A 13446-nucleotide genomic window follows, 5' to 3' on the forward strand; every position below is an offset into this window, starting at 1 on the left:
TCGGCAAGCTTGGTATCGATCATCGGATGGTCTTCTCTATAGACTCCGATGGGGTCGAGCCCTTGCTGCACCTTTTCGATCTCCCGCCGGAGGATCTGACGAAAAAAAACAATGCCGCGGTCCGAGGTCGCCAGGCGCTCATGCTCCCTGTCGGCTATCGGCCCTGCGGTTTCCCAGGCCATGTGGTCTTGAGCCAACGGCTTGTGCAGGGTGTATCTCGCGTACGGGTAAAGGGCGTTGGGAGGATCCTTGAAGGCCTCGAGATATTCCACCGGCACGTCCTCTTCCGCCTGTTCCACAAAACTCCCGTCTTCCGTCGGCTCGAAGAGAATGTGAACGTGCCAGGTGTGGGTGTCGTCGATCGGGACGCGAAACTGCGTCGAATTGGATTGCCGAAGATTGTTTGGAAAGATCAACGGATGTTCATCGACAAAACCGCTCTTGAAGATTCGCCGTTTCATGATGCCGAAGGGAATCTCGACGAACTCGAAATCCGCGACCTCGTCGATAAATCCGCGCGTCGTGTTCTCGGCCTTGTAGCTCCGCGTTGTGTCCAGATGCAAGATCTGCAGGTGAGCTGGATCTACGGAATTCTCCATCGACTGAAGCCAGTTGCAGTCTACGATCGGGTAGACCGAGATCCCTCGCTTGCCGTCCTTCCTGGACCAGATATCGAATTTCGGGATCAGCGGGGCGGGCAAAGGACCCATGTAGGCCCAATAGAATCCGAGGAATCTCTTGACCGGGTAGGCTTTGTGCTTGACCGTAAGATGGAATTGACTCCCCGCAGGCTCCGCGGGACACTCCAAACAATTGCCCTCAACGTCGTAAAGCCAGCCATGATAGGCGCAGGCTATCCCCCTCTCCTCGACTCTGCCGCACGCGAGGGAGACGCCTCTATGGGAACAACGGTCGGCAAGAAGACCCACTCTTCCTTTCCCGTCGCGAAACAGCACCAGATTCTCGCCCAATATCCTGACGAACTTGACGGGATTTTCTTCGGTCAACTCGCGGGCGACGGCGACCGGATGCCAGTAGCGGCGGAATAACTCCCCCGCCGGAGTCCCCGGCCCGACGCGGGTTAGCACTTCATTCTCTTCTTTTGTGAGCATAGGACGAGCTCCTCTCTCGGAAGGAAACATATCCAAAGAGAATTTTCCGGTCAACATCCGGTTATTTGTGTTTCCTTCGGGGACGATCAAAACCTCTCATCGTCAGCAAGAGAAAGTCTGTCATGCCCGCGGCCGCGGGCATCCAGGGGAGGCGATGGAAGGGCCAAAGCGAAAAGACTGGATTCCCGTTTTCACGGGAATGACGAAAGGGAAGTCGCCTGTACCGAGTCGCGAGCCGAGGGTTGTTGCGTTCTTTCAACGCTCGTTGAAGAAGTCCTTGACGGCGTATAGAGTTGTTTATACGATCCTCAACGCCGACTCCACCACGAAGGGAAGGAAGAGCACGAGGGAAGAGTAGATGACACTTAAATCCCGTCGGGTTTTTTTGGCGATTGCCCGGCCTTCGTGTCCTTCGACGCGCTTCGTGGTGAAAGTGAGGAGATCTAGATGCTCTCTGCCGAACAGAACGAGACGCTGACCAAGATCGGTCCCGGCACGCCGATGGGAAAGCTCATGCGCCGCTACTGGCATCCCGTCGCCGCTTGCTCGGAGCTGGTCGAGCGGCCGGTCAAGTCGATAAAAATCCTCGGCGAGTCCCTGGTGCTTTACTGCGATCGAAAGGGCCGGCCGGGGCTCGTCGGCGATACCTGCGCCCACCGCCGGGCCGCGCTGCTCTATGGCATACCGGAAGAGGATGGGCTCCGGTGCGCGTATCATGGGTGGAAATACGACAAGACTGGGAAGTGCACGGAGATGCCGGCGGAGCCCGCCGGGAGCGCGTTCAAGGAGCGGGTGAAGATTACCGGTTATCCGGTGGAGGAGTTGGGCGGGTTGATCTTTGCTTATCTGGGTCCCGAGCCGGCGCCGCTGCTGCCGCGCTGGGATCTATTGGTGCGGGACGACGCGCTCCGCGACATCGGCGTGGCCGTAGTCCCTTGCAACTGGCTCCAGATCATGGAGAACGGGCTCGACCCCGTGCACGTCGAGTGGCTGCACCAGCATTTCAATAATTATGTTCTGGAGCGCTTGGGGCGGGAAGGCGAGCAGAAAATCCCGCAGCACCACGAGAAGATCGGATTCGATACCTTCGAGCATGGGATCGTCAAGCGGAGGGTTTTGGAAGGAGAAACGGAGGCGAACGAGGACTGGCAGGTCGGCCATCCGATCATTTTTCCCAACATTCTGCTGAGCGGCAGCGTGCGCCGGCCCACTTTCCAGATCCGGGTGCCGATAGACGACACCCACACCGTGCACTGGTGGTACTCTTGCTACGTCGAGCGGCCCGGCGTGGAAGTCGCGCCGCAAGAAAAAATTCCCTTCTACAAGGTCCCGGTCCCGGGACGCGACGAGGACGGCGATCCTCAGTGGTCGCTCCTGGACAACAACAGCGGCCAGGACATGGCGATGTGGTATACCCAGGGGCCGGTCGCCGACCGCTCGCTCGAGAAGCTGGGAGATTCGGACAAGGGAGTCATTCTCTACCGTAAGCTGCTGAAGGAAGAAATGGAAAAGGCCCAACGGGGAGAAGATCCCATGAACGTGATGCGCGACCCGGAAAAAAATGTGCGCATCAAGCTCAGGCTCGAAGAGGCGAAGCTCGCCGGGCGCGCAGGAACATCCAGCCGCCAGGGCGGAGCGACCAAGTATAGCCCCGTTCTCAATGAGGATGAGGCGCGGTTGAGAAAGTGACCTTCGAGACCTTCGTGTCCGTTCGGCTGAGCTCACGGCCGAAGCCTTCGTGGTTAAAATTTTCTCACCACGAACAGCACAGCGCACACAAAGTTCGGAGCATTTATTTCGCCAAGACGCTAAGCTCGCAAAGTTTAATTCTTTTCTTCCTTGGCGCCCTTTGCGTCTTTGCGCGAGTCGGGTTTTCGTCTTCATGACCGGAGATTCGGACAAGCAATCATGAGCGCCGTCTCTCTCAGGCTCGGGCTGGCCGGCTTGGGCACCGCCGGCAGATCGGTGGCCCAGGCCGTCGCCAAGGTCCCGGGCTATATTTTCGCCGCCGGCGCCGATACTCGAAAGGGGGCGTTGCAACAGTACCGAGCTAAACACGGCATCGCAGTCTTCGATAGCGTGGCCGACATGTGCCGGAGCAAAGACGTGGACGTGGTCTATGTAGCAACGCCCAACCCCTTGCATGCCGAGCACGCGGTCATCGCGGCCGAACACGGCAAACATATTATTGTCGAAAAGCCGATGGCCATTACGCTGGACGAATGCGACCGGGTGATCGCCGCGGCGGAAGAGAATCGCGTGAAAGTCATGGTGGCGCACACTCGCAGCCTCAATCCGCCGATCAGAAAAATGAGGGAGATCGTCGGCAGCGGCAGGCTTGGGCGCGTCATCCAGATCAATACCTGGCGCTACGCGCCGTGGCTTTTGCGGCCGAGACTCCCTATGGAGCTGGACACGCGGCTCGGAGGCGGAGTTTGCTACCGCCAGGCGCCCCATCAAGTCGATATCGTCCGTCTCTTGGGCGGCGGTTTGGTGAAAAGCGTAAGGGCGGTCGCGGCCCGTTGGGATCCAAAGAACGACACCGAGGGAAATTATACCGCCTTTCTCGATTTCGAGGACGGGACCGCCGCCACTCTGGTCTACAACGGCTACGGATACTTCGACGACGCCGAGCTGACGCACGGAGCCGGCGCGGATGGAGATAATCTTGGCGCGGGACAAAAACTCAGGAAGGCCGCTAAAGAAGGGCTGCTGACCAAAGACGACAGCCGCTCAGGCCTGGCCTTTCAAATCGAGGGCAGGAATGAGGACGGCGGTTCGCGCCAGCCATTTTTTGGACTTACGCTGGCGAGCTGCGAGAAAGGCGATCTGAGACAATCACCGAACGGGATTTTCGTTTACGACGACAACGGAGTGAGTGAAGTCCCATGCCCCGAGTGGCGCGGGCCGCTCGCGGTCGAGTTGGAAGAGTTCTTTAACGCGGTCGCCGCGGATAGGCCCGCGCCGCATGACGGACGCTGGGGTAAGGCGACCCTGGAGGTCTGTCTGGCGATCTTGCAATCCAGCCGGGAAAGGCGCGAGATTCAGCTCTCGCATCAAGTGCCGAGCCCGTATTGATGGAGGCGCTCATGAAGGATTGTCGGAACGGCAGATCATATGTCGTGGCTCTGACTTTCGTCCTTGCGTTGATCCTGTTTTCTCCGGAGACGCCGGCGCAGGGAAATTGGCAGGCCGAATGGGAAAAAATAGTTGCGGCAGCGGAAAAAGAAGGACAGGTCAACATCGGCGGTCCGCCGGGGGATACCTATCGGTTCGCCTTGATGGAGGTGTTTCAAAAGAAATACCCCAAGATCAAGATCGAATGGGACGGCGCCGAAGGGCGCGCGAAGATACCTCGCATCCTGCGCGAGCGGAACGCCGGGATCTTCAATATGGATCTCTACCTTGGAGGATCGGGCTCGCCGCTGGCCGCGCTCAAACCGATCGGGGCCTTCGATCCGCTCAGGCAGGAATTGATTTTGCCGGACGTGGTGGACGACGCCAAATGGCACGAGGGGCTCAACGCCGGATTTGTCGATAACGAGAAAAAGTTCATTTACGCTTACGACGGCACCACGCAAGACTTGGTCTACGTCAATCGCGACTTTGTTCCCAAGAACGAGCTCAAATTCTTTAAGGAGCTGTTGGATCCGAAATGGGCCGGAAAGATCGTCTGGGACGACCCGCGGCGGGAAGGGTCGGGGCTCAACACCGCGCAGGTTTTTTTGCTTTCCTATGGAGACGAGTTCCTTAAGAAACTTCTCAGCGAGCAGAAGATCGTCTACACCTTGGACCGGCGGCAACTGACGGAGTGGGCGGTGCGCGGACGTTATCCCATCGGGATTTCGCTTGCCGAGGACCAACTGAAAATCTTCCTGGAGAAAGGGGTGGGAAAGAACCTTCAGCCCATGGAGGACAAGACACTCGTTAAAGCCTATTCACAGGGGTTTGGCAGCGTCGCGGTTTTCAACCGCCGCCCGCACCCGAACGCGACGAAGGTTTACCTGAACTGGCTGCTGTCGAAGGAAGGGCAAACGAGTTGGGTCACCAACACCTTGAGCCGAAACAGCCGCCGGCTGGATGTCACTTCAGGCGATCCTAAAAATGTCTTGAAGCCGAGCGAAAAGTATAAAAACACCCAGTCTGAAGAATTTATTCCCATGCGCGCCGCTATCATGAAGCTGGCGAAAGAATTGATCCCGCAGTGAGGCTTGAAACAAATGATTTTGAGCTGGGATGGCGCTTCGGGCGGTTAACTTGGATAGAGGATCTACCCCAGTGACCTTTGTTATCGAGATGGTAAAAAAAGTCAGAGCGTAAACCTACGGGCCGTGAAGGTATGGCTGTAACGAGGTGAGTTGCGGACATATGTGCTCCCAACCATGTGCCTGATCCTGTAATTCTGTAAACTTGTTTGCCCTGCAATGCGTCCAATCAAAATAGAATAAAGTCTAAAAAAGGGGAAGATCGGCGGGACTTGCGTCGAGATTTTCAGAGACTTTGACTACCGACCTAAGACGAAAGTTCTCGTAGATGAGGAATACCAGATCTAGGCAGAAGGGTCCTTAGCAGGGTGGGCCTTAATGAACGTTCTGCTTCTCTCCATGCCGGACTCTTTCGAGCATACGCCGACCGTTGGCATCCGTATGCCCAACGGCGCTCTTACTTCTCTCGCCGGGAACGTTGATTCGCATCATCAAGTCGCTGTCGCCGATCTCGTACTAGTCCAGCAGCGCGTCCCAGCAACTATAGAGCATCTCATGGACGAGATTCAGCCGGAGCTGGTGGGGCTCTCGGTAATGACCTTCCAAAGGAAGACCGCCAAAAAGATTATCGAACTCTTGCGTTCGATTAGGCCTGGGCTTCGCATCGTCGTCGGCGGATATGACCCGAGCATGGCTCCTGAAGCCTATACCTGCAGCGACGTTGACTTCATTGTGCGCGGCGAAGGAGAGATCACTTTTCGCGAGCTGCTGCGCGCAATCGAAACCGATCGTCGTTATGAGCTCATTTTAGGCTTGTCATACCGAGAAGCGAACGGCTTCCGCCACAATCCGGACCGACCGGTCAGTGGTCTTGAGAGCCCAGAGATAAGGCTCCCCAACCGCGGCGCCCGCGTTCTGAGCGATTATACCATGCTTGGGCGCCAGGTCGATGTCGTCGAAACCTCTCGAGGGTGTACGTTCGATTGCAGTTTCTGCTCGATCATCGCGATGCGTGGTCGCCAATTCCACACTTATTCCTTCGACAGGGTACTCGATGACATACGGGACGCCCAAAACCACGGCGCGCGAGCGATTTTTCTCGTCGATGACAACATTACTCTCGACGTTTCGCGCTTCGAGGCGCTTTGTCGGGCAATCATAGGCGCCCGGCTGAACCATTTAGACTTCATTGTGCAGGCGATGACTTCGGCCATTGCAAACCATCTTGAGACACTCGTACCGTTGATGCGCAAGGCGGGTTTCCGCTATGTCTTTCTTGGAATCGAGAACGTCCTGGAAGAAGATCTGAACTTTCTTCGTGCCAGTTCCAAAAACACGCGGCGCGAAAAGGGACACAAGCTGGGCAATGCCGCGATCCAAGCCATCGAGGCCCTACACCGGCACAAGATGTATGTCGTCGGCGGGCTCATCGTCGGCAATCCGGGAGACACGCGCCAATCAATAGAGACCAATCTGGATTTTGCGCGACGCTATGTCGATTGGCCGTACATTCAGCACCCCACGCCTTACCCTCGCACACCGATGACCAAATACTTTTATGAACATGGGCTGATTATCAACGAGAACTCTGAAGAGTACGACGGCACCACCGCAGTGGTCCGGACCGATCACCTGACGGCGGAGGAGGTTGAGTTTCTAAGGTGGCGAGCGGAGCGATGGATGAAACTGCGTCACCTGCCGGCGGTTCTATTTCACAGTCCTTGGTTCACGCTACGCAACGCGGCAAAGATGTTGGCGCATGTCTTTCGCGGCGCCACCATCAAGTCCCTGCTTGGTCTCGAAGACGAAAAAAGGGCCTTCGAGCGCTACCGCGCGATCCGTAAGGCCGAGCGGGCGTATATCTGACTTGTAATTAATTATGGCAGGCGGTTTTTCTTGGACTCCCGGCAAGTTGGCCTGGACGCTGATCGTCTTGACCCTACCATGGTTCTCTGCTTATGCCGCCGATTTTTCTCCGGTGGGCCTCTGGAAAACGATCGACGACCATACGGGGAAGCCACGCGGTTTGGTGCGCGTTACACAAGTGGGCGAGGAGTATCAAGCAAGGGTGGAAAAAATCTTTCCCAAGCCTGGCGAAGGTCCGAACCCCAGGTGCGAAAAATGTGAAGGAACGCGGCATAATCAGCCGGTGATTGGGATGACCATTTTGTGGGGGCTGACAAAACAAGGCGAGGAATATCAAGGCGGAGAAATATTGGACCCCGAAAATGGCAAGGTCTACCGTGTGAAGATGAAGCTTGACGACGGAGGGAGAACGCTCCATGTGCGTGGTTTTATCGGGTTTTCTCTTTTGGGACGCACCCAGATTTGGATTCGTGAAGAGTGATATGTGAGAAGTGACGCTCTTATGAATTTTATCTATTTAGCTCAGACAGCGAATCTGGTCGCCCAATCGGCAGTTGGAACACGTCATTCCGGCCGGGCGTTCGAGGTTCCCTCAGATCGGCTGTGGAGCTGAAGTGTCCGACAAGGTTTTTTCTCCCACTACTACGGCGGTGTGCGCCTTGCCGTCGGCACCGAGGGCCTGCACCACACGATTCATATAGCTAAAAAAGCCGACAACGTGGGTAGCATCTAAAATCGCTCGGTCCGAGAAGCCGTCCGAACGCAGCTTTGCGATGTCGTCAGGTGTCACCTCGGCGGCATTGCGTGCAACCTTTTCGGCAAACGATAGAAGATGCTTCATCCCTGGCTCGACCGGAGCGGTACAGTAATCTTTCATGAGCGCGTCGGCCAATTCCGCGTTGTTCAGTTCTTCACGGAGAAACTCTCCGTTGGACTCGGTTCAGTAGAAACAATTATTCACTTTAGAGGCCACGATGGCCACCATCTTCCGCTGGGCACGGGTCAACGGCGAGGGCCCTTCCATAAGCGAGCGGAACAGCGGGCCCAACGTGACTAGAAGGCGTGGGTTGAGACTTGAGACCTTAACAATATTAGGAACCCGCCCCCGCGTCCAGCGCAGCACCCGATAGATCCAACTCAGCAGTCCATGTGCTTCACTCTCCTCAAACGTTTTAATCCACGTCATTTTTAGATCTCCTTTCAGACAAGCGGCCTCTCAGCGCACAAGAAACGCGGCAACACAAGTCGTTCATCCTTTCATGATGAAGCGTAGACTCCGCTGCGAGGGGTTGTCAATAGCTTGCACTGGTTGGTAACAAAGGGCGATGGTTGCGCGATGTGAGGAGTTGACCACGACCGTCATGGACAGGCTTCAATGCTGCTTCCATTGGCCCCCCTGATCAATGAGCGAATTTCAGTCATGGGCAAGGTTAGCTTCGTGTTTCACAACCTCCGATCCAAGCTCCGGTACTGTATCGCTTCGGAGATATGCGCCGGTTGGATGTCTTCGATGCCTTCGAGGTCGGCGATGGTGCGGGCGACCTTCAGCACGCGGCTGTAGGCGCGGGCGCTCGATCTAAGGACTTATTTCTACGCGAACTGTACGACCTTTTCTGTCAAAATAAAGACTGAGATTGCCCCCCATTACGGGCATCTCGCCCTTTTTTTGTTTAGGCCAGAAATCGGCTTTAAATAAATTCTTTTCCTTGCTTAACCTGAAATTTGACCGTTCAGGGTTAATCCCCATTTCGATCGCTTTAGTGTTGGCAGCCTCGATAAGCATGATCTTTTCTTCCTCTGTTATACCAAGTTCTTTGTTTGTCGGTTCTGCGATCGTGCCAGCATTTGAAATTCCTGAAACAAGTAGAATCAGGAGCGTCACAGTCAGGAGCAACCTACGGAACGTGGCTGCTATTATAGTAGTTTGTATTTGCTCACCTTCATAACCTCCGATTCAAGCTCCGATACTGGATCGCCTCGGAGATATGCGCCGGTTGGATCGGCGCCTTCCAAATCCGCGATGGTGCGGCTGACTCTAGCCCGTACAAAACACTCGCGACTCGCAAAAACAAATGGTTCGAATCCTTGTTATGAAGGATCCGAGGAGAACCTTCATTTCCCAGCCAGATCTTCTACGACACTTGCCAGCTTGGCGGCCACTCTCGCCAAATGATCGAAGTCGATCTTGTCGATGGTATCCTCTTTGGTGTGGTAATACTTCTCGTAGCGTAACGCGGCGGTGTCGGTGATCATGATCGCGGGATAGCCATTCTCCCAAAATGACCGATGGTCCGACCAGTCCAGCCCCTTGACCCCCAGAGAGGCGAGCAGTTTGATGAACCAGCGAGGCAGCACAAGCTTTTCAGAAGGAAAATTCGGCTTATTTCGGAACGATCCGATGCTCCGGCGGAGCAAGTCCCGTGAGGACCAGTCGCCAACGAAGGCGATGAAATTGCCGCTGCTCGGATAAAAAAGCTTAAAGAGAGACGAGGGGTAAGGTTGCGAGTCTTCGGCATCGGAATAGTAGCCCATAGTCTCTAGGGATAACATGCCAACAATTTTTTCGCCGTTCCCCCTGGAGCGGGAGGCATAATAATAGCTGCCCATTAATTCCTTTACTTCTTTATCTTCGCTGAAAAAGGGCTCCTCCTCGTTGACGAACAGAACGAAGCGGACTGTGCGGGGAAATGTACGCTTGCCGAGAAGACGAGCGATTTCGAGGACGGCCGCGGTGCCGGTTGCGTTGTCATTGGCCCCGGGGGTGCCGCCCGACTCATAATAGTCTGAATCGTAGTGGGCGCCGACGATGATGATCTCGTTTGAAGGTGGGTCACTGCGGAGCTCTGTCGAGATGTTTCTCACGTTGAGCGTTTCAATTTTCTGACCAGGCGACCCTTTACAGATTTTTTTTACAACTGGTGTTTCAATCTTATATTTCTGGGGCACCGGCTTGCCTCCGTTTTTTTCCAGGACTCGTTCAATGTATTTCGCCGCGTCCTCAAGGGCCTTCGGCTGGCAAATATGTCTCCCTCCGATATTTTTTGTCAGCTCGCTAATGTGCTGTTCAAGGTGCTGGCGCAAGGTGACTTCCTGGGGCGTGAGAGCCAGAGGTTGACCTGCATATGAGCCGCTGGCCATGCTGAAGATGGAACAGCCAATGGCCAAGCTAAGCAGTGCCGTGCATCTCACAGACATCAGCGCACGAACCTCTTCCAGGAACGTCAGTTTCATACGGCCTCCTTTCACGTCCCGCGCACCGCGTATGGCTTCCGAATTAGGCTCTTTACAGTCTCCTGTCCAAGCTCCGGTACTGGATCGCCTCGGAGATATGCGCCGGTTGGATGTCTTCGGAGCCGGAAAGGTCGGCGATAGTGCGGGCAACCTTCAGCACGCGGCTGTAGGCGCGGGCGCTCAAGCCTAATTTATTGATCGCCACTTCTAGGAGCTTTTCCGCCTCCGGCTTGACGGCACAGTAGCGCTTGATGTCCCTCGTCCCCATCTGCGCGTTGGCGTGGAGGCCTTTTTTCTGAAAGCGCGCGAGTTGAATTGTGCGGGCGCGATTGACTCGCTCGCGTATCGCTGACGACGGCTCGCCTGCATCTTTGCTCGCCAGCTCCTGATAACGGAGCGCGGGAACCTCGACTTGAATGTCGATGCGGTCGAGAAGCGGACCGGAGACTTTGGAACGATAGCGCTGGATCTGTGGCGGCGTGCAGCCGCATTCTTTCTGCGGGTCGGTAAAAAATCCGCAGGGGCAAGGATTCATCGCCGCGACCAGCATGAAGCCCGCCGGATAGTTCATCGATCCCACTACGCGCGAGACGGTGATGTTGCCGTCCTCCAAAGGCTGGCGCAGGACTTCGAGCACGTTGCGCTTGAATTCCGGCAGCTCGTCAAGAAAAAGGACGCCGTTGTGGGCGAGCGAGACTTCGCCCGGTTTGGGAATAGTCCCTCCGCCGACGAGGCCGGCGTCGGAGATCGTATGGTGCGGCGAGCGAAAAGGGCGCGTGGCGATGATCGGCCGGCCGTCGAGAAGCCCGGTCACGCTGTGAATCTTGGTGCTCTCCAACGCCTCCGCCAGCGTGAGATCGGGCAGGATCGTCGGCAGTCTCTTCGCCAGCATCGTCTTGCCGGAGCCGGGCGGACCGACCAGGATGACGTTGTGCGCGCCGGCCGCGGCGACTTCCAGCGCGCGCTTGACGTGCTGCTGGCCTTTGACGTCGCTGAAGTCCGCGTCGTACTGGCAATGCTGGTTGAAAAGCTCTTCGACGTCCACCCGGGTCGGCGCAATTGTCCGCTCTCCATTGATGAACTCCACGACCTCCGAGAGCTGCCGCACTCCGATGACTTCAATTTCACGAATGACCCCCGCCTCACGGCTGTTCGTTTCGGGAAGAATAACTCCCCTGAAGCCTTCTCGTTTCGCCGCGACGGCAATGGGAAGAGCCCCTCGTATCGGCTTGACCGCGCCGTCGAGCGAAAGTTCGCCGACGAAAAAATAATACTGGAGAAGATTTTTTTGCGCCAGGCCTTCGGCCGCCAATATTCCCATCGCCATCGGCAGGTCGTAGGCGGAGCCCTCTTTTTTGATGTCGGCCGGCGCCAGATTGATCGTTATCTTTTTCGCCGGAAACGAGTAGCCGCAGTTTTTCAGCGCGGCGCGGATGCGGTCTTTGCTCTCGCGCACCGCGCCCTCAGGCAGCCCGACGGTGGCGAGCTGCGGCAGCCCGGCGGCGATGTCGATCTCGACCTCGACGCGGAGCGCGTCGATCCCGTAAAGCGCGGCGCTGTTGACCTTGGCGAGCATAGACTTATTCCCGGCCTGAAGGCGCACAGGATCAATGCGCTCTATTAACAGAGCCCGCTTAGGATGACAACCAAAATTTAGCTTGCTTAAAAGACTTGAGCGATGACTTGTGGTAAGGAGCCTGGTGCTAGATCAGAAGGCGGCGACTTTGAGGCGGACCCAGACGGAGAGGTCCTGATTGGAGCCGTCCGGATTGACGTTGTCGAGGTTGCGGTTGAGGGTCGTGCCTAACGAAAGGGTGTTCTTCCCGTAACGAGATTTGCCAAGGTTCAACACCATAGAGGCTGAGAGATTGAGAACGTCGGTGTTCGTGCATCCATCGCTCGCTTCAGTATGGGTGTAGGACCCGAAGGCGCTGATCTGAACCGGCAGAATGCTGGGGCGGTAGTTGAGCCCCAACGAGAGCGCCGGAGTATTCGTCTGCACTTCAGACGAAGAAAGCCGGTAGCGATCGGCGGGACGGCTTGTGATGTCGCTGAAAGAATACGTCGAGGAGAGTGTCGTGTCCCAATCCGTGGCCTTATACTGAAGCGCCGTTCCGACGGAATCGATGCTGCCGCTTTGAGGGCGGAAGCCGGACGGTTCGTCCGACGACCATTGCGATCCCTTGGAATAGAAAACGCTGAAGACCGGCCATGAAGGTCGGGCATAGCTCAAGTTTGCGCCTCCCTGGAATGTCGTCATCCGCGGCAGCGTGGGGTCCGCGGCTACGTTGTTGGTAAAATCGGTTAGCGATGTCTTCACGGTGAAGAGGCCGAACTTTCTCTGCACCCACAGCTCGCCGCCTTCCTGGTCGCCGGTTAATTTCGGTCCCGAGAGATTGATGAAATCTTTGCCCACGGAGCGATATTCGGCGCCGTACATGAAGTCCGCCCAGGCTCCTTTGGCGCCGAACCGTAAAAGTCTGTGTTGCTCGTCGCTCAGCCCTCCCAACGATTCTGAGTTGAAGGAGTTGTAGGCCAATTCGCCTTCTGCGGTGAGCAGGCGATCTATAATCGACGACGTAGCCAGAGCGCTCAACTGCCCCTGCGCCTGGTTTTCGGTTGCAAGTCCGCTCGCGGCTTCGACAGGCTTCTCGAAATATTGGGTTTTGACTGTCAGGCTATTCTTTCCCACATTCAACAAGACGAGAGACTTGCTGGGTTTGGACGATCCGATTCTCTGGCCCATCACGAAGGGCGGCAGGCCCAACTGCGACGGGGAGAAAAACTCGAGTGTACCGGGCGCACTTTGAGGCTCTTCCGCCCGGACGGCGCCCGCCGAATAACATAACGCCAAGGTAAATATGACTACGATGGAAACGAGGCGCGTCGTCAAAACTTATTCCTCCACGGCACGCGTATCCACCCACGCATCCGCTGCCTACCAGGTCTCCTAGACAAGTATCGACAAGATCAGAGCAGCTTTTTTGCAGGACCCAGTCAAATTCTAGGCCATCGTGATACAGAATTGGGGC

At 56.3% G+C, this 13446-nt stretch carries 11 protein-coding genes and 1 pseudogene; 5 read left to right on the plus strand and 7 right to left on the minus strand.

All coding sequences use genetic code 11. The features are described 5' to 3' along the window. On the minus strand, positions 1–1112 hold a 1112-nt coding region (locus VGL70_03260; protein HEY3302538.1), incomplete at its 3' end, for a Rieske 2Fe-2S domain-containing protein. Positions 1113–1559: 447 nt separating this feature from the next. Here VGL70_03260 and VGL70_03265 point away from each other — a divergent pair. From VGL70_03265 to VGL70_03285, 5 genes are all read left to right on the plus strand, one after another. Further along, positions 1560–2801 (plus strand): Rieske 2Fe-2S domain-containing protein, encoded by a 1242-nt coding sequence (locus tag VGL70_03265; GenBank protein HEY3302539.1) that lies wholly within the window; start codon positions 1560–1562, stop codon positions 2799–2801. 219 nt (positions 2802–3020) lie between these two features. Further along, positions 3021–4190, plus strand: a complete 1170-nt coding sequence (locus VGL70_03270; protein ID HEY3302540.1) for a Gfo/Idh/MocA family oxidoreductase — start codon at positions 3021–3023, stop codon at positions 4188–4190. Between the two features lie 11 nt (positions 4191–4201). After that, positions 4202–5320 carry an extracellular solute-binding protein gene (locus tag VGL70_03275; protein ID HEY3302541.1) on the plus strand — a complete coding sequence of 373 codons (1119 nt, stop codon included), beginning with the start codon at positions 4202–4204 and terminating at the stop codon, positions 5318–5320. Positions 5321–5695: 375 nt separating this feature from the next. Then, on the plus strand, positions 5696–7183 hold the full coding sequence (locus VGL70_03280) for a radical SAM protein (GenBank protein HEY3302542.1): 1488 nt from the start codon (positions 5696–5698) through the stop codon (positions 7181–7183). A gap of 13 nt (positions 7184–7196) precedes the next feature. Next, entirely contained in the window at positions 7197–7664 is a 468-nt protein-coding gene (locus tag VGL70_03285; protein ID HEY3302543.1) for a DUF2147 domain-containing protein, read from the plus strand. A 111-nt stretch (positions 7665–7775) separates the two neighbouring features. Here the strand turns inward: VGL70_03285 and VGL70_03290 are convergent, their stop codons facing one another. From VGL70_03290 to VGL70_03315, 6 genes and pseudogenes are all read right to left on the minus strand, one after another. Continuing rightward, a complete protein-coding gene (locus VGL70_03290; protein ID HEY3302544.1) occupies positions 7776–8024 on the minus strand; it encodes a peroxidase in 249 nt (82 codons plus the stop codon). 602 nt (positions 8025–8626) lie between these two features. Then, positions 8627–8755: pseudogene (locus VGL70_03295) on the minus strand (hypothetical protein). A gap of 4 nt (positions 8756–8759) precedes the next feature. Further along, positions 8760–9065 (minus strand): hypothetical protein, encoded by a 306-nt coding sequence (locus VGL70_03300; protein ID HEY3302545.1) that lies wholly within the window; start codon positions 9063–9065, stop codon positions 8760–8762. Between the two features lie 230 nt (positions 9066–9295). Further along, a complete protein-coding gene (locus tag VGL70_03305) occupies positions 9296–10414 on the minus strand; it encodes a M28 family peptidase (GenBank protein ID HEY3302546.1) in 1119 nt (372 codons plus the stop codon). 52 nt (positions 10415–10466) lie between these two features. Next, complete coding sequence (locus VGL70_03310) at positions 10467–11990, minus strand: YifB family Mg chelatase-like AAA ATPase (GenBank protein HEY3302547.1); 1524 nt, start codon at positions 11988–11990, stop codon at positions 10467–10469. 132 nt (positions 11991–12122) lie between these two features. Continuing rightward, on the minus strand, positions 12123–13307 hold the full coding sequence (locus tag VGL70_03315) for a hypothetical protein (protein HEY3302548.1): 1185 nt from the start codon (positions 13305–13307) through the stop codon (positions 12123–12125). Positions 13308–13446: the final 139 nt, after the last annotated feature.

The organism is Candidatus Binatia bacterium (assembly GCA_036504975.1).
GTDB lineage: Bacteria > Desulfobacterota > Binatia > UBA9968 > UBA9968 > JAJPJQ01.